Raw genomic sequence first — 24,503 nt, 5'->3', positions numbered from 1 at the left:
CGGTCAGTCTTCGGCTTCGGTGGCGACCAGCTTCCAGTTCGGATCGCGCGAGCGGGTGTCGCGGGCGAAGGTCCACACATCCTTGACTTCGGCAACCGTTTCCGGATCGCCATCGATGATTTCGCCGGCCTTGTCGCGCGTGGCTGAAATCAGCTCGCTGACGATGCGCAGCGTAACGTGGGCTTCGCTGCCCTTCATCTCGGCGGAAACGATCTCGGCCTTGTCGATGCCAACGAAGGAAGACTGAATCTTCTCGCCCCGTGCCTCGCGATCGGAAATGGCGGCAACGAAACCATCATAGACCTCGCGCGACAGAAGGTTCTTCAGCGCCTTGCGGTCGCCGTCGGCATAGGCCATCACGATCATCTCGTAGGCCATCCTGGCGCCGTCGACGAAGCCCTTCGGATCGAAACCGGCATCGTTGTCGCGAATTGCCCTCATGCCACGGTTCAGCTCGCTGCCGGGAGCGGCGACCGCGTCGATGGAGGCATAGGCTTCGGGAGCTGCTTCGCCGCGCTTGCGCGGCAGCGCCACCACATTGTCCCCATCGGCGGCAGCAGGCTTTTCTGCCTTGCGGGAGGAATAGGGATCGAAGGGGGGACGTTCACTGCCGGTACGGCGACCGAGCACATTGCGCAGCTGGAAGAAGATCACCACTGCCGCGATCATGAAGAAAATCGTGCCGAAGTCGAAGAATTCCATGCGCGCGCCAATCAATCCCATTTTCGGCTGTAACCAACGCACAGCACCCGTCTGGCGTCATTCTATCAAAACATATAGAACGCGAGACACAATCATTCAAATCAAAGGCACGCATACCTATGTGTAGGGTCCAGTGCCAGCGGCAAATGATGCCGCCAGCGTAAACGACCAGCAAACGGTTACAAATTTGCGTGTTTCTCTCTTTCCTCTGCTCTTTCTGTTGCTGCCGCTGGCGGAGATCGCAGGCTTTGTCGTTGTCGGCAAGCAGGTCGGAGCGCTGGCTACCGTCGGCCTTGTCATCGCGTCCACACTCGCCGGCAGCATATTGCTTCGCTATCAGGGCCTCGGCGCCATGAACAAGGTGCGCTCGGCAGTGGAAGCAGGCAAGGATCCCGGCCTGCAGCTGGCAAACAGCGCCATGGGCGTGCTCGCCGCCATCCTGCTCATCATCCCGGGCTTCATCACCTCGATCATCGGTCTTCTGGTGCTTCTGCCGCCGGTACGCGCGCTTTTCTGGCGCCTTCTGGGGCGCCGCGTCGTTGTTGCCGGCCAGTTCGGCGGGGGCCAGTTCAGCGGGGGCGGTTTCCGGCGCGAACAGGACGATCATACGATCGATCTCGACAGCGAAGACTTCAGAAGAAACGGCAAGCCGGATGAGAATTCGCCATGGCGGCGACTTCCTGACGAATAACCGCTTCGTTCCCGTTAAAAAGCCAAAACCTTGTCTTGGCTGCCCTGCCGTGATAGCCAACCCCGCGAATCCACCTCGGGGCCACACGGTCCGAAAACAGGAACAGGGCTCATGGCCGACGAGAATGAAAAGAAAGCCGGCAACGGCAATGGCACCGCAACCCAGCAGCAGCCGACGCTCAATGTGCTGGCTCAGTATGTGAAGGATCTGTCCTTCGAGAGCCCCGGTGCGCCGAATTCGCTGCGCGGCCGCGACAAGGCTCCGGGCATTGCCATCAACGTCAACGTCAACGCCAATCCGCTTTCGGAGAAGCAGTTCGACGTGCACCTGTCGCTGACCGCGAAGGCTACCGTCGACAAGGACGTGCTGTTCAATGTCGAGCTTCTCTACGGCGGCGTCTTCAACATCGACGGCTTCCCGCAGGAGCACATGCTGCCGCTGCTGTTCATCGAATGCCCGCGCCTGCTGTTCCCCTTCGCGCGCCAGATCATTGCCGACGCAACCCGCAATGGCGGCTTCCCGCCGCTGATGCTCGACCCGATCGATTTCGCGCAGATGTTCCAGCAGAAGATCGCCGAGGACCAGGCTGCTTCCAAGGTTCAGGTGAGCTAAGCCACTGCCAGAACGGAACTATCAAAAACCCGGCCTCGCGCCGGGTTTTTTTTTGTTTGCTTCACTTTTTAATTAATTAAATAAAATCAATAAGATATATGTTTTATCAGTGCATGCCGATCATGATGCGCTTCGATCCGCGGCCTGAAGCCAGAGAGCCTTTTCACCCATCGATTCAACCAGCGCGGCATGGGCGGCACGTTCGGCCTCGCTCAGCCGCGGCGGCAGGGGCGAGGGGCGGGCGCTTATCTTCACTTCGGTGGTTTCAGCGCGGACCTGCTCGACACCCGTCTTGACGGCCGTATCCAGCACGAGTGCTGCCTGCTTGCCGCCGATCAGTTCGATATAGACTTCCGCCAGCAGCTCGGAGTCGAGCAGCGCGCCGTGCTTGGTGCGGTGGCTGTTGTCGATGCCGTAGCGGCGGCACAGCGCATCCAGAGAATTCGGGCCCATCGGATGCTTGCGCTTGGCAAGCGCCAGCGTGTCGACAACCAGATCGGGCGCTACCGGCGGCTGACCGATGCGGGCCAGTTCGGCGTTGATGAAATTGATATCGAAACTGGCGTTGTGGGCCACCAGCCGCGCGCCTTCGAAAAAACCTATGAATTCGTCCGCAATGTCGGCAAAGCCGGGCTTGCCCACCAGATCCTCGGCACTGATGCCATGCACGGCCTGCGCATCAGGGTGAATCTGACGGCCCTGCGGATTGATGTAGTGGTGAAAGGTGCGCCCGGTCGGAAACCGGTTCAGCAGCTCGATACCACCGATCTCGATGATGCGATCCTCGCGTGAATCGAGCCCCGTGGTTTCCGTATCGAATATGATTTCACGCACTGTTTTGCTCTCCTGAGCCAATCCATCAAAATAGCCGGTTCGCCGACCTGTTCAGCGATCAGCCTGCCCGGCCCTGTCTCCCGCCAGTTCGTCAATGATGCGGCGGATATGGGCGCGGGTGACATCGAAACCGCTGCCGGTATCGACAACATAATCCGCAAGACGGCGTTTTTCAGCATCCGGCATCTGCTTTGCCAGAATGGACTCGAATTTTTCCGGGCGCATGCCGGGCCGCGCCAGCACCCGTTCGCGCTGGGCTTCGGCGGGTGCGGAAACGACGACAACTTTATCGACCCGCTCCCTGCCGCCGGTTTCGAACAGAAGCGGTATGTCGAGCACCGCAAGCTGCGCTCCGGCAGCACGCTGTTCGGCCAGAAACCGGTCGGCATCGGCGCGCACCAGCGGATGGACGATTTCTTCCAACCGCTTCAGGGCCGCGGGGTTGCCCAGAACCCGCTTGCCGAGTTCGGCGCGGTCGACGACACCCTTCACCGTGGTGCCCGAAAAGGCAGCCTCCACCAGAGGAGCAGCAGCCCCGGCATAGAGACGATGAACGGCCTCATCGGAATCGTGGACCGGAACGCCTTCCTCCTGAAAAATCCGCGCCGTCGCGGATTTTCCCATGCCGATCGATCCGGTCAGGCCGAGCACGATCATCGGTGGCCCGCCAGATCGGCAAGGATGAGGTTGCGCAATTCGGCCGTGACCTCGGGGCGACGGCCGAACCAGTGCTCGAAGCCCGGCACCGCCTGATGCAGCAGCATGCCGAGCCCGTCCACGCATTTCAGGCCTTGTGCCCGCGCGGTGGCCAACAGTGGCGTTTCCAGCGGAACATAGACGATATCGGTAACGATGGCCTTTTCAGGCAGACCGGCGGGATCGGCGGGCAGTCCTTCATTGCCATGCATGCCAAGCGCCGTGGTGTTCACCAGCAGGCCGGCATCATCCAGCAATTCGCTCTCCGCTGCCATTTCATGGGCGGTGATGCCGGCTCCAAAACGATCCCGCAGCTCCTGCCCACGCGACAGGGTACGGTTGACGATGCGGATATCGCGCACGCCCCGTTCCTTCAGAGCATGAATGATGGCACGCGCCGCGCCGCCGGCTCCGAGGACGACCGCAGGACCGTTTTCGGCCCAGCCCGGTGCAAATTCATCGAGATTCGCCGCAAAGCCATGCGCATCGGTGTTGCCGCCGACAAGGGTCTCACCTTCGAACCACAGCGTGTTGACCGCGCCGATCTGTTCCGCGGCAGGATCGATCCGGTCGACCAGCGCAAACACGGCCTCCTTGTGCGGAATGGTGACATTGCCTCCGCGAAACCCGTTCTTGCGCAGGCCGGCAACAAATTCCGGCAGATCGGCCGGGGCGACATCTATCGCCTCATAGCTGCCGGCAAGATCATGAGCCTTCAGCCAGTGGCCGTGAATTTTAGGCGACCGCGAATGCGCGATGGGATGGCCGATGACAAAGGCCTTGTTCATTGCTTCAGCCATCGATCGCTCCCTGCCGGCGCAGTTCGCTCAGCAGCGGCAGCAGCGGCAAGCCGACAATGGTGAAGTGATCGCCCTCGACCTTCTCGAAAAGCTGAATACCCTCGCCCTCGATCTGATAGGCCCCAACACTGGACAGGGCCTTGTCGCCGACACGCGCCAGATGCCTTCCGATAAAGGCAGGCTCCAGCTTGCGCATGGTGAGATTGGCAATGCCGACATGGCGCCACAGAACCTCGCCGTTGCGGACCAGAACCGCCGCGCTGTTCAGCTGATGGATTTTTCCAGACAGCGCCAGAAGATGACGGCGCGCGCCTTCCATGTCCGCCGGTTTGTGAAACACCTCATCGCCCAGCGAAAGCGTCTGGTCGCAACCCAGAACCAGCGCACCGGGCCGACGCTCGCTCACTTCCAGTGCCTTGGCTTCGGCAAGGATGACGGCGACGTCTTCCGGAGAAACACCGCTGTCCTGCAAAGGGGCTTCCACGGCGCGCTCATCGATCTCGGCCGGAACCGCTTCCACATCCACTCCGGCACTGACCAGCATGGCCTTGCGGAAAGGGCTGCCTGAGGCAAGAACGAGTTTTTCCGTCATCTGGATAGTCCGGCTTCGGTTTTGACGCTTCGGTTCACTATGCCAGCGATTACCGGCTCTTGTTGCGCAGGGCAAGAATGGCGGCCGCCGTCTCCTCGATCGAACGGCGGCTGACGTCGATCATCGGCCAGTTGTAGCGGGTGCAGATCTTGCGCGCATAGGCCAGTTCCTCGGTGATTGACGCCCTGTCGACATAGGTGCCGCCCTCGAAACCGGTCGTGTTGCCGAGCGTCCGGTTCTGGCGGATATGGGATATGCGCTCGGCGGTGGCGATCAGGCCCACGATCAGCGGCTTTCTGGCCTTGATCAGACTGTCAGGCACGGGAACATCCAGAACAACGGGGATATTGGCGGTCTTGATGCCGCGATTGGCCAGATAGATGCTGGTCGGGGTCTTTGACGTGCGCGAGATGCCGATCAGCACCACATCCGCATCATCCATATCGACCGGCAACTGGCCGTCATCATGCTCCATGGTGAAATTGAGCGCGTCGATGCGGCGGAAATAATCGGCATCCAGAACATGCTGAGCGCCCACCCTTCGTCCGGCCGGCGTGCCGAGATAGGACTGGAACACGGTCAGCACCGGTTCGAGTACCGAAACGCAGGGCAACCCCATCGAGGCGCAACGATCATCTATGATGCGTGCGAGCTTCTGGTCCACGACCGTATAGAGGATGATGCCCGGCTCCTCCTCGATCTCCTCGAACACCTTCATCAGCTGCTTTTCGTTGCGGATCAGCGGATAGATGTGCTCGATCGCCCGTGCATCCTTGTATTGCGCGGATGCAGCGCGGCCCGCAGCCAGAAGAGTCTCGCCCGTCGCGTCAGAAATCATGTGCAGATGAAAGAAACTTTGTGGCTTGTTCACACCATACATCCGGCTCTGTGGGCGACTGTGGACAAGAGGGGATGAATTCCGCCTCTCAGGCCGGGCGACTGTATCAGATGCCTGTTTGTCCACAATTCATGCCTGCGTGCATTTCGTTTTAGCGCTGGGGACAAAAGCGTGGAACATTCCGGAAATGAGTCTGAAATCCACAAGCCGCTGAATCATGAAACATCTGCAACAGGCTTGATTCAGCAGAATTTTCTTTTCCGATCCCCAGGCTTTTCCCGTCTGGACAAGTTTGGTCGCGACAAAATGCTGGATGGCTTTCAAATCAGGAAAACGGGAAAGATCACAATCACCGATTCCAACAGACTCATAGAATCAAAAGATTCTCTCATAAGAGAGATTTGTTTTTAGATTCAGATCCTGAAAGCGAGACGCAATGAGCGCCGACCGGAAGATGATGCGGGTTCTGAAAGGCGAGGCCGTTTTCCCGCCTCCGCTATGGATGATGCGCCAGGCAGGGCGCTATCTGCCCGAATACCGGAATTCCCGGAAGCAGGCAGGCTCCTTTCTCGACCTCTGCTACAATCCCGACCGGGCTGTCGAAGTGACCCTGCAGCCAATCGAACGCTTCGGCTTTGATGCGTCCATTCTGTTCTCCGATATTCTCGTGGTGCCTCATGCGTTGGGTCGCGATCTGCGCTTTGAAGAGGGCCGGGGACCGCTGATGACACCGATCACGGCGGCCGAAATCGAGGCGCTCGATACGCAAACGTTTCACGTGAATCTGGAACCCGTCTACGAAACGGTGCGGCGTCTGCGTCGTCAGCTGCCGGATGAAACGACGCTGATCGGTTTTTGTGGCGCGCCCTGGACCGTTGCCACCTATATGGTCGCCGGCCATGGAACCCCCGATCAGGCGCCGGCACGGCTGTTTTCCTATCGGGAGCCGGAAGCTTTCAGGAAACTGCTGGCCGTTCTCGCAGATCAGTCGGCCGCCTATCTCATCCACCAGATCGAAGCCGGTGCCGATACGGTGCAGATCTTCGATTCCTGGTCCGGCGTTCTGGACGAGGCTTCTTTTGAAGCTTTCTGCATTGAACCGGTCGCACGTATCGTACGCAAGGTTCATGAGGTTTATCCCGACATCCCGGTCATCGGTTTCCCCAAGGGCGCCGGCGCCAACTACAGCTCATATCGCCGCAAGACCGGCGTAACGGGTCTCGGGCTCGACTGGTCCGTGCCTTTGTCGCAGGCAATCGAATTGCAGAAGGGTGGAGCCGTGCAGGGCAATCTCGACCCCTTGCGTCTGGTGGCAGGCGGCACGGCGCTTTCCGAGGGCGTTTCGGCGATCCTGGACGCCATGAAGGATGGACCGTTCATCTTCAATCTCGGCCATGGCATCGTTCCCGAAACGCCAATTGCCCATGTCGAGGCGATGGTGCGTCAGGTTCGCGGAGAAACGGGCAGATGAGTGGACCCGTTCAGGCAAGCAACCGCAACGCCGCCGTGCGGGCATTGGTTGCGGTCGTCATCCTTATTGCCCTGACGGCCGTGCTTTTTTTCTATGCTTCGGAAGAGGCCTATAACTGGATCAAGGCGTTTCACGTCATCGCGGTGATTTCGTGGATGGCCGGGATGCTCTATCTGCCGCGCCTGTTCGTCTATCATGCCGATACGCAAAAGGGCTCCGCGCAGTCCGAGACCTTCAAGGTCATGGAACGGCGCCTGCTGCGTGCCATCATCAACCCGGCTATGATCGCAAGCTGGGTGTTTGGCCTGTGGCTCGCCTGGAAGGGTTTCGGATTTCAGGGGGGCTGGCTGCACGGCAAGATCGCTGCCGTCGTGGCGATGTCCGGTGTGCATGGTTATCTTTCCGGAGCGGTGCGCAGGTTTGCCGAGGACCGTAACACCAAACCGGCCAGGCACTGGCGAATCGTCAATGAAGTTCCGACCGTTTTGATGATCGTGATCGTCATTCTGGTGATCGTGAAGCCTTTCTGAGAGCCTAAAAGGCGTCTTGCTCTTTGGTGGTGGCGGCGGTAAAAGGAAGGCCCTCCTTTTAGCCATGCGCCGTTTGTTTTCTTCAGATCGACCGCGTCCGGCATCTTCATAGCATTCGCTTATTCCCCGCCAAGCACACCCAGAGTCCCGCCATGCAGGAAATGAAACTCGCAGAGTTCAAGAACAAGAAGCCGCCTGAGCTGATCGCTTACGCCGAATCGCTCGAAGTGGAGAACGCCAGCGTCATGCGCAAGCAGGAGCTGATGTTTGCCATTCTGAAAAAGCTGGCGGCGCAGGACATCGAAATCATCGGCGATGGTGTGGTGGAAGTCCTGCAGGATGGCTTCGGCTTCCTGCGTTCGGCCAACGCCAACTATCTGCCGGGTCCGGACGATATCTATATCTCGCCCTCGCAGATACGCCGTTTTTCGTTGAAGACTGGTGATACCGTCGAAGGTCCGATCCGCAGCCCGAAGGAAGGCGAGCGCTACTTCGCGCTTCTCAAGGTCAATACGATCAACTTCGACGATCCGGAGAAAATCCGCCACAAGATCCATTTCGACAATCTGACGCCGCTCTATCCGAATGAGCGGCTGAAGATGGAAATGGAAGTGCCGACAGGCAAGGATATTTCGGCGCGTGTGATCGATCTGGTCGCACCGCTGGGCAAGGGTCAGCGCGGGCTGATCGTGGCGCCGCCGCGCACCGGTAAAACCGTTCTCCTGCAGAATATCGCCCATTCGATCACTACCAATCATCCCGAGTGCTATCTGATCGTTCTGCTGATCGACGAGCGCCCGGAGGAAGTGACCGATATGCAGCGCTCGGTGAAGGGCGAGGTTGTCTCCTCGACCTTCGATGAACCGGCCGTGCGTCACGTTCAGGTGGCCGAGATGGTCATCGAGAAGGCCAAGCGCCTGGTCGAGCACGGCCGCGACGTGGTTATCCTGCTCGATTCGATCACCCGCCTTGGCCGCGCCTACAACACTGTCGTGCCGTCTTCCGGCAAGGTGCTGACCGGCGGTGTTGACGCCAACGCTCTGCAGCGTCCGAAGCGTTTCTTTGGTGCAGCACGCAACATCGAAGAGGGCGGTTCGCTCACCATCATCGCCACCGCGCTGATTGATACCGGCAGCCGTATGGACGAAGTGATCTTCGAAGAGTTCAAGGGCACCGGCAACTCCGAGATCGTGCTTGACCGCAAGGTTGCTGACAAGCGCATCTTCCCCGCCATGGACATTCTCAAGTCTGGCACCCGTAAGGAAGACCTGCTCGTCGCCCGTCAGGATCTGCAGAAGATCTTCGTGCTGCGCCGCATTCTGGCTCCGATGGGCACGACAGATGCCATTGAGTTCCTCATCGACAAGCTCAAGCAGACCAAGACCAATTCCGATTTCTTCGATTCGATGAACACCTGATCAGTCGGCAGTTTCCGCAATATCAAACGCCCGGAATGCGGATCGCTTCCGGGCGTTTTCGTTGAGAGCCGTATTTCGTGTTCGCGCGGAGCTGACTATGCCGAGTCAGTTTGTTTTCAGAGCCTGTTCCAGCTCTTCACTATCTTCTACCGGCGGAAGGCAGGTCTGTCCCTTGCACAGATAGGCGCCCGCCTCATGGGGGCTGGGAGAGATTCCTCCGGGAAGACTGATGTCTATTGGATCACCCTGGCGAATGAGGATATCCACCCGACGGGGATCGGCATGTCGATTCGCTACCGGAACGAACTGCGATTTCCGCTGACTTTCTACCATGACCAGCTTGTGCGGATCACGAAGAATTTCACAGGCATTGATGATGCCCGCCTGCCCATAAGCCTGTCTGGCAATACGGCCAGTCGCATGCTCTCCAACTTTCCATGCTTTATCATGGAGGGTAGTGTCCCCGGTTATGGACGAGAGGCGTGTCAGTGCTTCTATGATCTGACTGGTGGCTGATGGGATGGCTTCATCGACATCACCGCGAATGCGGATTGGAACATCTGCGGAGTCGGATGCACTGAGATAATAGCCGGTTTTGTCCTGATCCGCGTGCCATAACTCCAGTTGATCAACGAAATGGCGGGCGTGTTCGATGAAAGTCGCATCCCACGTTGCCTCGTAGAGCGAGATTGCGGCATTCGCCATGGCTGCATAGTCGCTGGACATGGCGGGAAATTGCGCCTTGTCACCCAGTGTGGAGTGGGGCAGGCGGCAGTTGCGAGCAGAGCAAAGAATATGGTCGAAGGCCGCGCGTGCCGCATCGATCCAGTCCTGACGTGCGAAAGAACGTCCGCATTCAGCAAGTGCCATTATGGTCAGGCCATTCCAGTCCGTCAGGATCTTGTCATCGCGACCCGGGCGGATTCTTTTTTCACTTGCGATGAACAGCTTCTGTAGCGACGGCCTTAACTCTGCGTGGCAGTTCCCGAAGCTTTTTGCCTGTTCGGCAGACTGATGCAGAATGGGCTTTCCGTGCCAGGAAGTCGGTTTGCTCAGGGTGTAGTGCCTGAAGAAGGAGGCCGAGTTTTCACCGAGAATGGCTTTAATCTCATTTTGTTCCCATGTGTAGAACAGCCCTTCTTCGCCATCGCTGTCCGCGTCGAGGCTCGACGCAAAAGCTCCGCTGTCAACGCGCATTTCGCGGAGCAGAAACCCGATCGTTTCTTCGATTCGGATCCGGAATATTTCTGTCCCGGTTTCGCCATAGGCCCAGTTTGCAAGTCTCAGCAGTTGGGCGTTGTCATAGAGCATCTTTTCAAAATGCGGCACAAGCCATTGCGCGTCGGTCGAGTACCGGGTGAGACCGCCACCGACGTGATCGTAGATACCGCCGGCAAGCATGTGGCACAGACCAGCAACGACAGCCTCCTTGTGAGCTGTATTGCCGGAGTTCAGATAGGACAGCCACAATGTGTGCATGAACGGGGCGTTTGGAAACTTCGGCGCGCCCTTGATGCCCCCCTGGTCATGGTCGATCATCCTGTAGATGTTATTTGCCAGACCGGGCAGCGCATTTGCGTCTATCATCTGGCTTGGGAGCGAGGCGCCGAGCTTGCTCTGCACATGAGCGTTCAGCGTATCGGCGCCGTGCAGAATATCAGCGCGCTTGTTGTTCCAGGCACCGGCCACCGCTTCCAGAATCTGAACGAATCCGTGACGCCCATACTGGGCGCGAGGCGGGAAGTAGGTTCCGCCCCAGAAAGGTTTTGCGTCCGGCGTCAGAAACATGGTCAGCGGCCAGCCGCCCTGATCGCCCATGGCAGTTAAGGCAGCCATATAGATCTGATCGATATCCGGTCGTTCTTCGCGGTCCACCTTGATATTGATGAACAGGCGGTTCATGACCCCTGCAATATCGGCATCCTCGAAGCTCTCATGGGCCATGACATGGCACCAGTGACAGGCGGCGTAGCCGACGGAAAGCAGGATAGGCCGCTCCAGTTGCCGGGCTTCCTCTAGTGCTGCTGTCGACCACGGCCGCCAGTGAACCGGGTTTTCGGCATGTTGCCGGAGATAGGGGCTGGCTTCTCCGGAAAGCAGATTCTGAGGCGGCAGGACCATGGCATCGCCTTTGATTGGAAGGCTCTGTGCGAGTGGTAAAGAGGAAACAGGCAGGGATCAAATGATATTCGGGGATACCATCGTCGCATTGTCCAGCGGACGCCTGCCTTCTGGGGTGGCTGTAATCCGGATTTCCGGCCATCAGACTCGATTCGTTATCGAAACGATTTGCGAACTTGTCCCGGATCCCCGCGTGGCGTCATTACAGACGCTACGGCGAGGAAAGGAAATTCTGGACCGCGGACTGGTGTTGTTTTTTCCCGCGCCGAACAGTTTCACAGGTGAGGATGTTGCCGAGTTCCAGGTGCACGGCGGCCGGGCGACAGTGTCATCCATTCTGCATGAAATAACAAGGCTGCCGAAGGTACGTCTGGCCGAAGCAGGGGAATTCACCCGGCGCGCATTCATGAACGGCAAATTGGACCTCGTCCAGACAGAAGCGCTGGCTGATCTCATCAACGCCGAAACCGAGGCGCAACGCCGATTGGCGCAGCGCAATTCCGACGGTGCGCAAAGCAGGCTCTATGCGGAATGGCGAAACAGGTTGGTCAATGCCCGGGCGCTGATCGAAGCAGACATCGATTTTTCGGACGAGGGCGATGTTCCCGGCTCTGTGGCTGATCGGGTATGGACCGATGTAGCTGCTCTGGCTGATCAGATTTCTGAACACATAAGCGGGTATTCTGCCGCCGAAATCATTCAGGACGGATTTCATGTGGTGATTTTGGGTGCGCCGAACGCTGGAAAATCGAGCCTCCTGAACGCACTTGCCCGGCGGGATGCAGCGATCGTCACGGAAGAACCCGGAACAACGCGGGATGTTCTGGAGGTTGTTCTGGACATCAACGGCCTGAAAGTCATTGTTGCGGATACAGCTGGAATTCGGGATGGCGTCGGAAAAGTTGAAAGCATCGGTATTGAAAAAGCCAAAGCACGTGGGCGGGATGCGGATCTGGTTCTGAAGCTGGAGGATCTTACCGATCCTCATCCAGTTGATACGAGCTGGGCTGCCGGCGACGTCATCAGAATAGGAACCAAGCTGGATCTGATTTCGACCTCGCACGCGCGGGCATTTGGCTACGACCATTGTATTTCAACAGTTACCGGCGAGGGCGTGGCACCCCTCGTTCAAATCGTCGGTGACATCGCTGACCGAAAAATCCGGGAGGCCGGCGACGTTCTCCCTTCCCGATTGCGACACGTTGAACTGCTTCAGGACGCACTTTCTCACATCGGCAATACACTCAGGGATGCTCATGCACCACTGGAAATCAGGGCCGAGGAGCTTCGACTTGCCACGGATCGGCTGGGCCGGATCACGGGCGCTGTAGATGTCGAGGAACTTCTCGGCGTGATATTCTCGCAGTTCTGCATTGGCAAGTGACTCAGGTGAAACACAGGCCAGCCATGACTCACGTGAAACATCGCACACTTTACCCGTGAAGGGACAACGACAACGTTTCACGTGAAACACAGAAATGATCTCTTGACATCGGCAGATTGGTTTTCGATGTGTCTTCAATGAACCCACTGTCCCCGATCACAAACACTTATGATGTCATCGTCGTTGGCGGTGGCCATGCCGGATGCGAGGCGGCGAGCGCTTCGGCACGAAGTGGCGCGCTTACCGCATTGATTACATTGGATGCCAGCAAGATTGGTGTGATGTCCTGCAATCCCGCGATTGGTGGATTGGGAAAGGGCCAGCTGGTCAGGGAAGTCGATGCCTTTGACGGCCTGATGGGCAAAGCGGCAGATCAGGCGGGCATCCAGTTTCGGATGCTCAACAGGCGCAAGGGGCCCGCAGTCAGGGGACCCCGCACTCAGGCTGACCGAAAGCTGTATCGGCTCGCTGTTCAGGACCTGCTCCGGGAGCAGGACAATCTCCATATAGTTGCCGGCGAGGTTTATGATCTGGAGATCGATAACGGCCGGGTCAGTGGCGTCATCATGGCGGATGGGGCACGCCATGCATGCGGCGCTGTTGTTCTGACCACCGGTACCTTTCTCCGCGGCCTGATTCATATTGGCGACAGAAAAATAGTAGCCGGACGCATGAACGAGCAGGCGACCAACGGACTGTCTGTGACGATGGCGCGCGAGGGCTTTGTGCTGGGGCGGCTCAAGACCGGGACGCCATCGCGGCTTGATGGGCGTACCATCGACTGGGCGTCGCTGGATATGCAAAAAGCGGACGACGATCTGGTTCCGTTTTCGTCTCTGACGGAGAAGATTACGGTACAGCAGATCGAATGTGGGATCACCCGAACCACTGCAGCTACGCATGACCTGATCCGGGCCAATCTCGACCGGTCGGCGATGTATTCGGGTTCCATTGAGGGCATTGGACCGCGCTATTGCCCGTCGATCGAGGATAAGATCGTCAAATTCGGCGATCGGGATACGCACCAGATATTCCTGGAGCCGGAGGGTCTCGATGACCATACTGTCTATCCGAATGGTATCTCGACCTCATTGCCGGAGGATGTTCAGCTCGAAATTCTGAAAACCATTCCCGGTCTTGAGAAGGCTGTCATGCTCCAGCCGGGTTACGCCATCGAATACGATCACGTCGACCCTCGCGAGCTCGAAGCAACGCTTGAAACAAGGCGCCTGAGCGGTCTTTTTCTCGCCGGACAGATCAACGGAACAACCGGCTATGAAGAGGCTGCAGGGCAGGGACTTCTGGCCGGTATCAATGCGGCGCGAAAGGCTTCCGGCTGTGAACTGCTGACGATCAGCCGTACGGAGGCGTATATTGGCGTCATGATCGATGACCTGATCAGGCGAGGCGTTACCGAGCCTTATCGGATGTTTACATCACGGGCAGAGTTCCGACTGTCGCTGCGCGCCGACAATGCGGATGAACGTCTGACTCCGCTCGCGATCCGGCTTGGCATCGTTTCTTCGCAGCGACACGTACATTTCGAGCAGTCGGTGGGCGCGCTGAATGCCGCCCGTGAGCTGGCGAAAAGTATAGAGCTGACGCCGCGTGAAGCTGCCCGCTACGGCCTCACCATCAATCAGGATGGAGTTCGGCGTTCGGCCTATGATCTTCTGAGTTATGCAGACGTTGATATATCATGGCTGCAACGCGTCGATCCGAGGTTCGGCTCGATTGATAGGAAGGCCGCAGAAGCTCTGGAAATAGAGGCGAAATATGCAGTGTATATGGAGCGGCAGAAGGTGGATGCTGCCCGGATCAAGGGGGAAGAGGCGCGGCTGATCCCTGAGGACATTGATTTCAGCAATGTCTCCGGCTTGTCCAATGAGCTGAAGCAGAAGATGCTTCAGCGGCAGCCCAGATCTGTTGCGGATGCGGAACGGATCGAAGGTATGACCCCAGCGGCACTGGCGATTATCATCGCACATATTCGCAATCATGAAAGTTCAGCCCGTAGGGGCGCAGCATGACAGATACCCGTCTGGCCTCACTTCAGAATGCAGCAGGACCCGTTTCACGTGAAACGTTTGAGGTGCTGCTCCGCTTCGAGACTGTTTTTCAGAAATGGAATCAGAGGATCAATCTTGCCGCTCCGTCTACTCTGGGAGACGTCTGGTCCCGCCATATAGTTGATAGCGCCCAACTGGCTTCACATGCTCCGGAAGCACGCAAGTGGCTGGATCTGGGATCTGGCGGAGGATTTCCCGGACTGGTGCTGGCGTTCCTGATGAAGGAAAGAGGGGGGCACATCGATCTTGTCGAAAGCAATCGCAAGAAGGCCGGTTTTCTTCAGGCAATGGTTGGCGAGTTCGGTCTGCCGGCGAGGGTTGTTCCGCGGCGTATTGAAGATGCCGCAGGAATTGTCGGTCAGCCGGATGTAGTGACCGCAAGAGCACTTGCTCCGTTGCCTCTCCTGCTGGAGCTGGCTTCGCCCTGGCTGCTGGGAGGCGCGACGGCTTTCTTTCACAAAGGTCGGGATTACCGCTCCGAAGTTGAAGAAAGCTGTAAACGTTGGTCCTTCCGTCTGGTAGAACATAGAAGTTCGACAGATTCTGAAGGGGTCCTGCTCGAGATAAGCAGTTTGAGTCATCTCTGAACGTGCCCCTCTATCGGAGTGAATTTCCGGCAGGAAAACATGATCAACAGCAAACCCCGCATCATCACCGTAGCGAATCAGAAGGGCGGCGTCGGTAAAACGACGACGACGATCAATCTTGCGACCGCGCTCGCCGCGATCGGAGAAAAGGTTTTGATTGTTGACCTCGATCCGCAGGGCAATGCCAGTACAGGCCTCGGCATCGATCGTAAGGACCGGCTGGTTTCGTCCTACGATGTACTCACCGGAGAAGCGGGCATCGATGCTGCAGCCATGCAGACAGCCGTACCTGGCCTTTCCATCGTTCCGTCGACGCTTGACCTGCTTGGCGTGGAGATGGAGATCGCTGCGGCACCGGATCGTGTAACCCGGTTGCGTGATGCGCTGCTTCACGCTTCGGGGCGCACAAACACTTTCAGCTATGTTCTGATCGATTGCCCACCCTCGCTCAATCTGCTGACGCTGAATTCCATGGCAGCGGCGGACTCGGTTCTCGTTCCGCTTCAATGCGAGTTCTTCGCGCTGGAAGGTCTGAGTCAGCTTCTGGAAACGGTTCAGCAGGTCAGAGGGTCGATCAATCCGCATCTGGAAATCCAGGGTATTGTGCTGACCATGTATGATGGTCGCAACAATCTGGCCAATCAGGTGGTGCAGGACGTGCGCGCTCATATGGGTGAGACGGTTTATGAAACCGTCATTCCGCGCAATGTGCGTGTGTCGGAGGCGCCGTCTTATGGGAAGCCGGCAATCTTGTATGATCTGAAGTGTTCGGGCAGTCAGGCCTATCTTCAGCTTGCGTCGGAGGTGATCCGCCGCGAACGTCGCCTGCGGGCTGCATGATCCGGATTGTGTCCGGGTTGATTCGGTAGTGAAACGATTCTGGTGAATGATGAGCGAAGATCCTTCAAGAAAGCGGCTGGGCCGGGGACTGGCAGCACTGATCGGTGAGATCGATCGCCCCGCGGAGCCGGAAAAGGCGGCTGCGCTGGCGGACGGCAAGGTGCCGATCGAGTTCGTTTCTCCCAATCCGCGCAACCCCCGTCGTCATTTTGGCGAAGCGGAGCTGACCGATCTGGCGCAGTCGATCCGTGAGCACGGCATTGTCCAGCCTGTCGTGGTGAGACCATCGCCGCAGCATCAGGGACACTATGAGATCATTGCCGGGGAACGGCGCTGGCGCGCCGCCCAGCGCGCCGGGCTGGTCGAAATTCCTGTCATTGTACGGGACGTGAGTGACCGGACGGCACTGGAACTGGCGATCATCGAGAACGTGCAGCGCGCCGATCTCAACCCGATCGAAGAAGCACTGGGCTATGAGCAGCTGATCGAAGAGCACAGCTATAGCCAGGCTGATCTGGGACAGGTGATCGGCAAGAGCCGCAGCCATGTTGCCAATACGCTGCGGCTGCTGAAGCTGCCGGATGCCATCCGCGAACTGGTGGTGGACGGCTCGCTGTCGGCGGGCCATGCCCGCACGCTGGTCACGGCGGAAGACCCGGCCGGCCTCGCCAGACGCATCATCGAGGAAGGGCTCTCGGTGCGGCAGGCCGAGGCGCTGGCGCAGGCTCCTGCAGCGCCGGCACGTGAATCGCGTTCGTCTGGTCCGGCGGAAAAGGATGCTGATACATTGGCGTTGGAGAAGCTTTTGACCGACACGATCGGCATGAAGGTCGCCATCGCACATAAGGAGCGCGGCGGTGAGTTGCGTATCGCGTACAAGACACTCGACCAGCTCGACGAATTGTGCCGCAAGCTGAAGCTTTGAGGAGCAGACTGATCAGAACTGAAAGGCCTGCATCATGCGGGCCTTTTTCTTATCATATTGTTTTCAAACACTTTTCCGGTTCAGAAACACGCCAAACCAAAGACCTGGAGCCGCTCAGCGATTCCGTGAAACACCGGCCGGCTCTAAGGATTTCAACGTTTCAGCGCCGCGACAGACGGGCGCTTTCCACTGCCACGCCAAGCAAAGCCTGTCGCACCAGAGCCGAACCCAGTTCCGGCCGACGCCGTGATTGCAAAACCGCTGACTGAAGACGTGCCAGAACACGTTCTACGGATTGCCGGTTCCAGCGTTCCAGTGTGCGCTCGATGAGCTTGCGACGCGAAAAGAACACCGGAGGCCGGGCGCCTGCCACCACCGAGGCGGCGGTGCGGCCGCTTTCGTCCATGTTGCCACGCATGACGTGGATGGCATGGAACTGCCGCATGGCGCCGGAAAGAGCAAGAAAGGGAGGGCTTCCGGCCTGACAGTGGCGGGCGAATGCGGTGTCGAAATCGCCGATACGCCCGTCAAGAACGGCATCGATGATGTCGTCGAGCGACTGTCCCGACACGTCTCCGGTCAGCTCGCGTACATCCTCCAGCGAGATTTCCGTCTGTCCCTGTGCGTAGAGGACAAGCTTCTGCAACTCGGCGCGGGTCGCGAGGCGATCGCCGCCGAGATTGCGGCGAAGCGCTTGCCGGGCTTCCAATGCCATGGTCATGCCCGCCTTGCGCAACTCGTCATCGATCACCGCCTCAATGTCGCGACCCTCATCCGCATAGCTCGGCAGGGCGATGGCGCCGTCGGATGTTTCGACGACAGAGCGCAACGGCGCTCCTTTTTTCAGCTCACCCGCCTCTATCAGGATGATCGCATCGCGCGGCGGTGCAGAAAGCAAGGCCTTGACCTGATCTGCCAGCCCTTTCTGGCCGGAGGCGTTGCGCACCCACAGAAGGCGGCGGTCCGAGAACATGGGAACGGTATGGGCTTCCTCAAGCAGACGGCTTTCACCGCGCTCGACTTCAGCGCCGTCCATCTTCACGACGCTGAAGGGGTCGTCCAGTGGCAGTCCCGTACGTTCCGCGAACGCCTTTCCGCGTTCCGCCACGAGCCCGCGATCGGGACCGTATATCAGGACGAGAAAGGTTTGCGGATCGGGCCGTGCCAGCCAGGAATCGACTTCGTGAGCTTTCTTCTGTGCCATGCGGTCGTTCTAAAGCATTTTGCTGGCCAACGGAAACGTCTGGCGCATGTGTCCATGCGGATGTCCCACAGAACCGCTTGGCATGCCTGATGCGGGCGGCGCGTCGGGGATTTCGCGTGAAGGTACGTTTAAGGCGAGGATGACCGCGCGGGGAGAAAAATATCCTTGCGCAGCATTCCTTAACGGAACCCGCCTGCGGCATTCGCTTTATTACTGCAGAGAGGGCTTCAAAAACGGGAAATTGCTCTGATTTCCTGCCAGTATCGCCGCATCGTCGCTGTTGATCCGCGCCGCCGCTGGTCATGTGGCGGGAATGTGCGAAGATCGGACGTGGCGACAGGAGGAGAGGTCATGACCGATACCGGAATGTTGCGTTTTCACGTGCCCGAGCCGGAAGTAAGACCGGGCGGGACACCGGATTTTTCAAATGTGACGATCCCCAAAGCGGGATCCGTGCTGCGCCCGGAGGTCGATGTCGATCCGCGCGAGATCCGCGACCTCGCCTTTTCGATCATCCGTGTCCTGAACCGGGCCGGGGAAGCCGTCGGGCCATGGGCGGGATTGCTGACCGACGAGGAACTGCTCGACGGCCTGCGTCACATGATGACGCTGCGCGCCTTCGATGCACGCATGCAGATGGCGCAGCGGCAGGGCAAGACCTCCTTCTACATGCAGCATCTGGGCGAGGAAGCCGTGAGCTGCGCCTTCCGCAAGGCGCTGGCGCCGGGCGACATGAACTTCCCGACCTATCGTCAGGCCGGCCTGCTGATCGCTGGCGGCTATCCGATGGTCACCATGATGAACCAGATCTATTCCAACGAGGCCGATCCGCTGAAGGGCCGGCAGCTGCCGATCATGTATTCCTCGAAGGAGCACGGCTTCTTCTCGATCTCCGGCAATCTGGCCACGCAGTATATTCAGGCGGTCGGCTGGGCCATGGCGTCGGCGATCAGCAGCGATTCGCGCATCGCGGCTGCGTGGATCGGGGATGGCTCCACGGCCGAATCCGACTTTCACGCTGCACTTGTGTTCGCCTCGACCTACAAGGCCCCCGTGGTGCTCAATGTGGTGAACAACCAGTGGGCGATCTCGACCTTCCAGGGCATCGCCCGTGGCGGTTCGGGCACGTTCGCGGCACGCGGCCTCGGCTTCGGCATCCCGGCGCTGCGGGTCGACGGAAACGATTACCTCGCCGTGCATGCGGTGGCGAAATGGGCGATCGAGCGGGCGCGGCGCAATCTTGGCCCGACGCTGATCGAGCACGTCACCTATCGGGCCGGCGCGCATTCGACATCGGATGACCCGTCGGCCTACCGGCCAAAGGCGGAATCGGACGCCTGGCCGCTCGGCGATCCTGTTATCCGGCTCAGGAACCATCTCATTTTGAAGGGAGTGTGGTCGGAGGAACGCCATGCGCAGGCAGAGGCCGAAATCCTCGATACGGTGATTACGGCCCAGAAACAGGCCGAGGACAACGGCACGCTGCATTCCGGCAACAAGCCTTCGACGCGCGATATGTTCGAAGGGGTCTATGAACAGATGCCGCCGCATTTGCGGCGCCAGCGCCAGCAGGCGGGGGTGTAAGCCATGGCGCGCAAAACCATGATCGAGGCCATTCGCGACGCCATGGACGTTTCCATGGGGCGCGACGAACGCGTCATCGTTTTCGGTGAGGATGTCGGCTTTTTCGGCGGCGTGTTTCGCTGTACGGCCGGCCTGCAGGCCAAATACGGCAAGAGCCGGTGCTTCGACGCGCCGATCAATGAATCCGGCATCGTGGGTGCTGCCATCGGCATGGCCGCTTATGGCCTGCGCCCTTGCGTTGAAGTTCAGTTTGCCGACTATGTTTATCCGGGCTACGATCAGATCGTGTCGGAAGCCGCGCGACTGCGCTATCGCTCCAATGGCGATTTCACCTGTCCGATCGTCATCCGCATGCCGTCCGGTGGCGGCATCTTCGGCGGCCAGACCCACAGCCAGAGCCCCGAGGCGCTGTTCACGCACGTCTCCGGCCTCAAGGTGGTGGTGCCATCCAATCCGCGCGACGCCAAGGGCCTGCTGATCGCGGCCATCGAAGATCCCGATCCGGTGATCTTTTTTGAGCCCAAGCGGCTCTATAACGGTCCGTTCGACGGGCATCATGAACGTCCGGTCACACCGTGGTCGAAGCATGAACTGGGTGAGGTTCCGGACGGGCATTACACCGTGCCGCTCGGCAAGGCGGAAATCCGCCGCGAAGGAAGCGATCTCACCGTGCTCGCCTATGGCACCATGGTCTATGTGGCGGAGGCTGCGGCGGCCGAAACCGGCATCGACGCGGAGATCATCGATCTGCGCACGCTGTTGCCGCTCGATCTCGACACCATCGTTGCCTCGGTGAACAAGACCGGGCGCTGCGTTGTCGTGCACGAGGCGACACAGACCTCCGGCTTCGGCGCCGAGCTGACGACGCTGGTGCAGGAGAACTGCTTCTATCGGCTGGAGGCGCCGGTGGCGCGCGTGGCCGGCTGGGACACGCCCTATCCGCATGCACAGGAGTGGGATTACTTCCCCGGACCGGCGCGAGTCGGCCGGGCGCTCATTGAGACGATGGAGGCTTGAGATGGGCGAGCATGTCATCAGGCTCCCGGATGTGGGCGAAGGCGTTGCCGAGGCCGAACTGGTCGAATGGCACGTCAAGGTCGGCGATATGGTCCGCGAGGACGCGGTTCTGGCCGCCGTCATGACCGACAAGGCGACGGTCGAGATCCCGTCGCCGGTGGAGGGCGAGATTCTGTGGCTGGGCGCCGAAATTGGCGAAACGGTCGCCATCGGTTCGCCCATCGTGCGGCTCAAGGTGGCCGGTGAAGGCAATGTCGGGCAAGGCGATGTCGGCCAGAGCGATGGTGGCGAGCGCGACGCCGTGGCGAAGCCGCAGGCCGCACCTGAAGCGCCTGCGCAGCCCCGCCAGCCGGCTGTCGCCGTGCAAAAACCGGCGACGCCCGCCACTGTTGTGGAGAGCAGGAAAGAAGCCGCTTCCGCACCGACAAGGCCGTCAGGCGTGCGCGGCTCCACAGGCGCGCCGCGCAAGGAAGGCGAGAGGCCGCTGGCTTCGCCGGCCGTGCGTCTGCGCGCCAGGGAAGCTGGTATCGATCTCAGGCAGGTATCCGGGAGCGGCCCGGCCGGACGCATCGGCCATGACGATCTCGGCGCCTTCATCGCGCGCGGGCCTCAGGCCGGCAAGGTGTCGGGCCTCGCGCGCAACACCAAGGTCGACGAGATCAAGGTCGTCGGGCTGCGGCGCAAGATCGCCGAAAAGATGCAGCTTGCCAAAGCGCGCATCCCCCACATCACCTATGTGGAAGAGGTTGACGTCACGGCGCTGGAAGAATTGCGCACCGGCCTCAACAAGCAGAAGCCCGCGGGCGGCGGCGTGGGAACGGAACGGCCGAAGCTGACGCTGCTGCCCTTCCTCATGCGCGCCATGGTCAGGGCTATAGCCGAGCAACCGCAGCTCAACGCGCTCTACGACGACGATGCCGGCATCATCCGCCAATATGGCGGCGTGCATATCGGCATCGCGGCGCAGACCGCAAATGGCCTCGTCGTGCCGGTGGTGAAGCACGCGGAGGCGCTCGACCTGTGGGAAAGCGGAGCGGAGCTCAACCGTCTGGCCGAGGCGGCGAAATCCGGCACCGCCACGCGCGAGGAACTTTCCGGCTCCACCATCACCATCACCTCGCTCGGTGCCATGGGCGGCGTGGTGACGACGCCGGTGATCAACTATCCCGAAGTGGCCATCATCGGCGTCAACAAGATGACGGTCCGCCCGATGTGGGACGGATCGCAGTTCGTGCCGCGCAAGATGATGAACCTGTCGTCTTCCTTCGACCACCGGGTCATCGATGGCTGGGATGCCGCGGTTTTTGTCCAGCGCATCAAGGCGCTGCTCGAAACACCCGCCATGATTTTCGTGGAGGGATGATCGTGAAAATCGCTTTAAAAAGCCGGCTAATAAAAATTATGAAGGGCGGCGCGAAATGAAGGATATTTCCTGCAAGCTTCTGGTTATCGGAGCCGGTCCGGGCGGCTATGTCTGCGCCATCCGGGCCGGCCAGCTTGGCATCGATACGGTGATCGTCGAGGTCGCAAAACCCGGCGGAACCTGCCTCAACGTCGGCTGCATCCCCTCAAAAGCGCTGATTCATGCTGCCGAAGAGTTCGAGAAGGCAAAGCTGTGGGCGGGCTCTGATGATCCGCTTGGCATTTCCGTGAAGGAGCCGGCGCTCGATTTCGGCCGCACGATCGGCTGGAAGGATAATATAGTTGGTCGGCTTAACAGTGGCGTTGCCGGGCTGCTGAAGAAAGCCCGGGTTAAATATGTGCAGGGGCGCGCCCGCTTCCGCGACGGCAAGACGGTCGAGGTCGAGACGGAGATTGGCCAGCAGATCATCCGCGCGGAAAATGTCGTCATCGCCACCGGCTCGGCGCCGGTCGAACTGCCTTCGCTGCCATTCGGGGGGCAGGTGATTTCGTCTACGGAGGCTTTGTCGCTGAGGAACGTGCCGCAGAAGCTGGCGGTCGTCGGCGGCGGCTATATCGGGCTGGAACTTGGAACTGCCTTCGCGAAGCTGGGGGCGAAGGTCACCATCGTGGAGGCGCTGCCGCGCATCCTTGCCCAGTATGATGCCGAGCTGGTGCGGCCGGTCTCCAAACGGCTTGCTGCCCTTGGCATCGACGTTCTGGTCGGCGCGAAGGCCAAGGGAATGTCTTCGAAGGGCGATGCACTGCTGGTGGAGACCGCCGAGGGCAAGGACAGGAAGATCGCTGCCGACAAGGTGCTCGTCACCGTCGGGCGCAGGCCGGTAACGGAAGGCTGGGGCCTTGAGGAGATCGACCTCGACATGAACGGCCGCTTCATCCGCATCGACGACCGCTGCCGCACCTCCATGCGCGGCATCTATGCCATCGGCGATGTCACCGGCGAACCCATGCTGGCGCACCGGGCCATGGCACAGGGCGAGATGGTTGCCGAGATCGTGGCCGGCCACCGGCGCAGCTGGGACAAGCGCGCCATTCCCGCCATCTGCTTCACAGATCCGGAGCTGGTAATGGCTGGCCTGTCCCCGGATGAGGCAAAGGCGCAGGGCGAGATCAAGATCGGCCAGTTCCCGTTCTCGGCCAATGGCCGCGCCATGACGCGGCAGGGCGAGGATGGTTTCGTGCGCGTCGTGGCGCGTGCCGACAATCATCTGGTTCTGGGCATTCAGGCGGTGGGGCAGGGCGTGTCGGAACTCTCGGCGGCCTTCGGCCTCGCGCTGGAAATGGGCGCGCGGCTGGAAGACATCGCCGGCACCATCCACGCGCATCCCACGCAGGGCGAGGCTTTCCAGGAAGCAGCACTCAAGGCGCTCGGTCTGGCGTTGCACGCCTGAACCGCCGTGGCAGTTCAGGCGTGATGAGGTTCAGGCTTTGCCGGCGTCGTAGTCGGCGGCAGCCCTGACCAGCGCGTCGATGTCGTCCGCGCACAGAACCGGTCGCAGGGCATCGAATTTTTCGCGCTCCCATGTGTAGATGCCGAGCGCCAGCAGGGCATCGGTGGTCGCATCCGGGAAACGCCGGCGCACGGGCGTGGCCGGATTGCCGGCAACGATGGTGTAGGGCGCCACGTCCTTCGTCACCATCGCGCCGGAAGCGACGATGGCGCCTTCACCAATGGTGAGGCCCGGCATGATCATGGCGCGCATACCGATCCAGGCACCGTCTGCAATGATGGTGTCACCTTTTGCCTTGTAGGCGTCGAGAATGATATCAGCGAAGGGATAAAGGCTGAACCAGTCGGTGCGGTGGGTATGGTTGCCGCCCATAAGGATGACGGCCTCGGCCCCGATGCACACATAATCGCCGATATGGAGCTGGTCGATTTCCCACTGTGGCTCCCACGCGCTCAGGCTGTAGGCGTCGCCATAGAGATAGCGCACCACGCTGTCCTCGAAGGAGCCGGTCCACGCGTTGCTATAATAGCTGTTGCGGCCGCGAATGTGGATGTTGGGATTTTTCACGGTCTCATGGAGATATTCCACGACCGACCAGTGCTTTTGCGGCAGGGTTTGGTTCGACATTGCGGTTCTGGCTTTCCTTATCGGTTCGCACCGGAACCGGCCTTCTGGTTGCGCGCCGATACGCATGCCGAACGCAAACAGTTCAGGG

Annotated in this window: 23 protein-coding genes; 14 read left to right on the top strand and 9 right to left on the bottom strand. The window is 59.8% G+C overall.

Features of this window, described 5'->3' with window-relative positions; translation table 11 throughout:
• Positions 1-3 precede the first annotated feature (3 nt).
• On the bottom strand, positions 4-702 hold the full coding sequence (locus tag MIC97_RS11020) for a Tim44/TimA family putative adaptor protein (RefSeq protein ID WP_239801105.1): 699 nt from the start codon (positions 700-702) through the stop codon (positions 4-6).
• A 187-nt stretch (positions 703-889) separates the two neighbouring features.
• Between MIC97_RS11020 and MIC97_RS11015 the strand changes: the two genes are divergently transcribed.
• Positions 890-1,393: an FxsA family protein gene (locus MIC97_RS11015; RefSeq protein WP_239800044.1), complete on the top strand. Its 504-nt coding sequence runs from the start codon at positions 890-892 to the stop codon at positions 1,391-1,393.
• 111 nt (positions 1,394-1,504) lie between these two features.
• Positions 1,505-2,005: a protein-export chaperone SecB gene (secB, locus tag MIC97_RS11010; protein ID WP_183825748.1), complete on the top strand. Its 501-nt coding sequence runs from the start codon at positions 1,505-1,507 to the stop codon at positions 2,003-2,005.
• Positions 2,006-2,125: 120 nt separating this feature from the next.
• On the opposite strand, the gene dnaQ is transcribed toward secB, so the two are convergent.
• Genes dnaQ through MIC97_RS10985 form a run of 5 tightly spaced genes read right to left on the bottom strand, consistent with a single transcriptional unit; the run spans position 2,126 to position 5,798 of the window.
• Positions 2,126-2,839, bottom strand: a complete 714-nt coding sequence (gene dnaQ, locus MIC97_RS11005; RefSeq protein WP_239800043.1) for a DNA polymerase III subunit epsilon — start codon at positions 2,837-2,839, stop codon at positions 2,126-2,128.
• Positions 2,840-2,890: 51 nt separating this feature from the next.
• Positions 2,891-3,496 (bottom strand): dephospho-CoA kinase, encoded by a 606-nt coding sequence (gene coaE, locus MIC97_RS11000; RefSeq protein ID WP_239800042.1) that lies wholly within the window; start codon positions 3,494-3,496, stop codon positions 2,891-2,893.
• Positions 3,493-4,335: a shikimate dehydrogenase gene (locus tag MIC97_RS10995; RefSeq protein WP_239800041.1), complete on the bottom strand. Its 843-nt coding sequence runs from the start codon at positions 4,333-4,335 to the stop codon at positions 3,493-3,495. Before MIC97_RS10995 ends, coaE begins: the two co-directional genes overlap by 4 nt.
• On the bottom strand, positions 4,328-4,927 hold the full coding sequence (locus MIC97_RS10990) for a Maf-like protein (RefSeq protein WP_239800040.1): 600 nt from the start codon (positions 4,925-4,927) through the stop codon (positions 4,328-4,330). The genes MIC97_RS10995 and MIC97_RS10990 overlap by 8 nt, the downstream gene beginning before the upstream one ends.
• A gap of 49 nt (positions 4,928-4,976) precedes the next feature.
• The gene (locus tag MIC97_RS10985) at positions 4,977-5,798 is read right to left on the bottom strand and encodes a pyruvate, water dikinase regulatory protein (protein ID WP_239800039.1); all 822 of its coding nucleotides are present in this window, start codon (positions 5,796-5,798) and stop codon (positions 4,977-4,979) included.
• Positions 5,799-6,201: 403 nt separating this feature from the next.
• On the opposite strand from MIC97_RS10985, the gene hemE reads away from it, so the two are divergent.
• The 3 genes from hemE to rho all read left to right on the top strand — a co-directional run bounded on the left by hemE (position 6,202) and on the right by rho (position 9,184).
• Positions 6,202-7,236 (top strand): uroporphyrinogen decarboxylase, encoded by a 1,035-nt coding sequence (hemE, locus tag MIC97_RS10980; RefSeq protein WP_239800038.1) that lies wholly within the window; start codon positions 6,202-6,204, stop codon positions 7,234-7,236.
• The gene (hemJ, locus tag MIC97_RS10975) at positions 7,233-7,766 is read left to right on the top strand and encodes a protoporphyrinogen oxidase HemJ (RefSeq protein ID WP_239800037.1); all 534 of its coding nucleotides are present in this window, start codon (positions 7,233-7,235) and stop codon (positions 7,764-7,766) included. Before hemE ends, hemJ begins: the two co-directional genes overlap by 4 nt.
• A gap of 152 nt (positions 7,767-7,918) precedes the next feature.
• Positions 7,919-9,184, top strand: a complete 1,266-nt coding sequence (gene rho / locus MIC97_RS10970) for a transcription termination factor Rho (protein ID WP_183825725.1) — start codon at positions 7,919-7,921, stop codon at positions 9,182-9,184.
• A gap of 105 nt (positions 9,185-9,289) precedes the next feature.
• Here rho and MIC97_RS10965 read toward each other — a convergent pair whose 3' ends face one another.
• The gene (locus MIC97_RS10965; protein WP_239800036.1) at positions 9,290-11,305 is read right to left on the bottom strand and encodes a thioredoxin domain-containing protein; all 2,016 of its coding nucleotides are present in this window, start codon (positions 11,303-11,305) and stop codon (positions 9,290-9,292) included.
• Positions 11,306-11,366: 61 nt separating this feature from the next.
• Here MIC97_RS10965 and mnmE point away from each other — a divergent pair, with 61 nt between their 5' ends.
• The 5 genes from mnmE (at position 11,367) to MIC97_RS10940 (ending at position 17,110) form a co-directional block, all read left to right on the top strand.
• Entirely contained in the window at positions 11,367-12,689 is a 1,323-nt protein-coding gene (gene mnmE / locus MIC97_RS10960) for a tRNA uridine-5-carboxymethylaminomethyl(34) synthesis GTPase MnmE (RefSeq protein ID WP_239801104.1), read from the top strand.
• Between the two features lie 155 nt (positions 12,690-12,844).
• Positions 12,845-14,719 carry a tRNA uridine-5-carboxymethylaminomethyl(34) synthesis enzyme MnmG gene (mnmG, locus tag MIC97_RS10955; protein ID WP_239801103.1) on the top strand — a complete coding sequence of 625 codons (1,875 nt, stop codon included), beginning with the start codon at positions 12,845-12,847 and terminating at the stop codon, positions 14,717-14,719.
• Positions 14,716-15,345 carry a 16S rRNA (guanine(527)-N(7))-methyltransferase RsmG gene (rsmG, locus tag MIC97_RS10950; RefSeq protein ID WP_239800035.1) on the top strand — a complete coding sequence of 210 codons (630 nt, stop codon included), beginning with the start codon at positions 14,716-14,718 and terminating at the stop codon, positions 15,343-15,345. Before mnmG ends, rsmG begins: the two co-directional genes overlap by 4 nt.
• 39 nt (positions 15,346-15,384) lie before the next feature.
• Positions 15,385-16,185: a ParA family protein gene (locus tag MIC97_RS10945; RefSeq protein WP_239800034.1), complete on the top strand. Its 801-nt coding sequence runs from the start codon at positions 15,385-15,387 to the stop codon at positions 16,183-16,185.
• 49 nt (positions 16,186-16,234) lie between these two features.
• Positions 16,235-17,110, top strand: coding sequence for a ParB/RepB/Spo0J family partition protein (locus MIC97_RS10940; RefSeq protein WP_239801102.1), 876 nt, complete (start codon positions 16,235-16,237; stop codon positions 17,108-17,110).
• 160 nt (positions 17,111-17,270) lie between these two features.
• On the opposite strand, the gene holA is transcribed toward MIC97_RS10940, so the two are convergent.
• Positions 17,271-18,314, bottom strand: coding sequence for a DNA polymerase III subunit delta (gene holA / locus MIC97_RS10935; RefSeq protein ID WP_239800033.1), 1,044 nt, complete (start codon positions 18,312-18,314; stop codon positions 17,271-17,273).
• 351 nt (positions 18,315-18,665) lie between these two features.
• On the opposite strand from holA, the gene MIC97_RS10930 reads away from it, so the two are divergent.
• The 4 genes from MIC97_RS10930 to lpdA are packed head-to-tail and all read left to right on the top strand — an operon-like array spanning position 18,666 to position 23,728.
• On the top strand, positions 18,666-19,898 hold the full coding sequence (locus tag MIC97_RS10930; RefSeq protein ID WP_239800032.1) for a 3-methyl-2-oxobutanoate dehydrogenase (2-methylpropanoyl-transferring) subunit alpha: 1,233 nt from the start codon (positions 18,666-18,668) through the stop codon (positions 19,896-19,898).
• A 3-nt stretch (positions 19,899-19,901) separates the two neighbouring features.
• Entirely contained in the window at positions 19,902-20,915 is a 1,014-nt protein-coding gene (locus MIC97_RS10925; RefSeq protein ID WP_183825704.1) for an alpha-ketoacid dehydrogenase subunit beta, read from the top strand.
• Between the two features lies 1 nt (position 20,916).
• The gene (locus MIC97_RS10920; RefSeq protein WP_239800031.1) at positions 20,917-22,278 is read left to right on the top strand and encodes a dihydrolipoamide acetyltransferase family protein; all 1,362 of its coding nucleotides are present in this window, start codon (positions 20,917-20,919) and stop codon (positions 22,276-22,278) included.
• Between the two features lie 55 nt (positions 22,279-22,333).
• Positions 22,334-23,728: a dihydrolipoyl dehydrogenase gene (gene lpdA, locus MIC97_RS10915; RefSeq protein ID WP_239800030.1), complete on the top strand. Its 1,395-nt coding sequence runs from the start codon at positions 22,334-22,336 to the stop codon at positions 23,726-23,728.
• A gap of 30 nt (positions 23,729-23,758) precedes the next feature.
• On the opposite strand, the gene MIC97_RS10910 is transcribed toward lpdA, so the two are convergent.
• On the bottom strand, positions 23,759-24,415 hold the full coding sequence (locus MIC97_RS10910) for a CatB-related O-acetyltransferase (RefSeq protein WP_239800029.1): 657 nt from the start codon (positions 24,413-24,415) through the stop codon (positions 23,759-23,761).
• Positions 24,416-24,503 lie beyond the last annotated feature (88 nt).

The sequence above is a fragment of the Aquamicrobium sp. NLF2-7 genome, assembly GCF_022359935.1.
Lineage (GTDB): Bacteria > Pseudomonadota > Alphaproteobacteria > Rhizobiales > Rhizobiaceae > Mesorhizobium > Mesorhizobium lusatiense.
This window is presented reverse-complemented; position numbering and strand designations above follow the sequence as displayed.

Excerpts from the sequence above, each read along its gene's own strand:
- rsmG (WP_239800035.1), top strand. The coding sequence starts at position 14,716 with ATGACAGATACCCGTCTGGCCTCACTTCAGAATGCAGCAGGACCCGTT.
- MIC97_RS10910 (WP_239800029.1), bottom strand. The coding sequence starts at position 24,415 with ATGTCGAACCAAACCCTGCCGCAAAAGCACTGGTCGGTCGTGGAATAT.
- MIC97_RS10925 (WP_183825704.1), top strand. The coding sequence starts at position 19,902 with ATGGCGCGCAAAACCATGATCGAGGCCATTCGCGACGCCATGGACGTT.
- MIC97_RS10920 (WP_239800031.1), top strand. The coding sequence starts at position 20,917 with ATGGGCGAGCATGTCATCAGGCTCCCGGATGTGGGCGAAGGCGTTGCC.
- MIC97_RS10990 (WP_239800040.1), bottom strand. The coding sequence starts at position 4,927 with ATGACGGAAAAACTCGTTCTTGCCTCAGGCAGCCCTTTCCGCAAGGCC.
- MIC97_RS10940 (WP_239801102.1), top strand. The coding sequence starts at position 16,235 with ATGAGCGAAGATCCTTCAAGAAAGCGGCTGGGCCGGGGACTGGCAGCA.
- MIC97_RS10965 (WP_239800036.1), bottom strand. The coding sequence starts at position 11,305 with ATGGTCCTGCCGCCTCAGAATCTGCTTTCCGGAGAAGCCAGCCCCTAT.
- hemE (WP_239800038.1), top strand. The coding sequence starts at position 6,202 with ATGAGCGCCGACCGGAAGATGATGCGGGTTCTGAAAGGCGAGGCCGTT.
- MIC97_RS10930 (WP_239800032.1), top strand. The coding sequence starts at position 18,666 with ATGACCGATACCGGAATGTTGCGTTTTCACGTGCCCGAGCCGGAAGTA.
- rho (WP_183825725.1), top strand. The coding sequence starts at position 7,919 with ATGCAGGAAATGAAACTCGCAGAGTTCAAGAACAAGAAGCCGCCTGAG.
- MIC97_RS10995 (WP_239800041.1), bottom strand. The coding sequence starts at position 4,335 with ATGGCTGAAGCAATGAACAAGGCCTTTGTCATCGGCCATCCCATCGCG.
- secB (WP_183825748.1), top strand. The coding sequence starts at position 1,505 with ATGGCCGACGAGAATGAAAAGAAAGCCGGCAACGGCAATGGCACCGCA.
- coaE (WP_239800042.1), bottom strand. The coding sequence starts at position 3,496 with ATGATCGTGCTCGGCCTGACCGGATCGATCGGCATGGGAAAATCCGCG.
- mnmE (WP_239801104.1), top strand. The coding sequence starts at position 11,367 with ATGATATTCGGGGATACCATCGTCGCATTGTCCAGCGGACGCCTGCCT.
- lpdA (WP_239800030.1), top strand. The coding sequence starts at position 22,334 with ATGAAGGATATTTCCTGCAAGCTTCTGGTTATCGGAGCCGGTCCGGGC.
- MIC97_RS11020 (WP_239801105.1), bottom strand. The coding sequence starts at position 702 with ATGGAATTCTTCGACTTCGGCACGATTTTCTTCATGATCGCGGCAGTG.
- hemJ (WP_239800037.1), top strand. The coding sequence starts at position 7,233 with ATGAGTGGACCCGTTCAGGCAAGCAACCGCAACGCCGCCGTGCGGGCA.
- MIC97_RS10945 (WP_239800034.1), top strand. The coding sequence starts at position 15,385 with ATGATCAACAGCAAACCCCGCATCATCACCGTAGCGAATCAGAAGGGC.
- holA (WP_239800033.1), bottom strand. The coding sequence starts at position 18,314 with ATGGCACAGAAGAAAGCTCACGAAGTCGATTCCTGGCTGGCACGGCCC.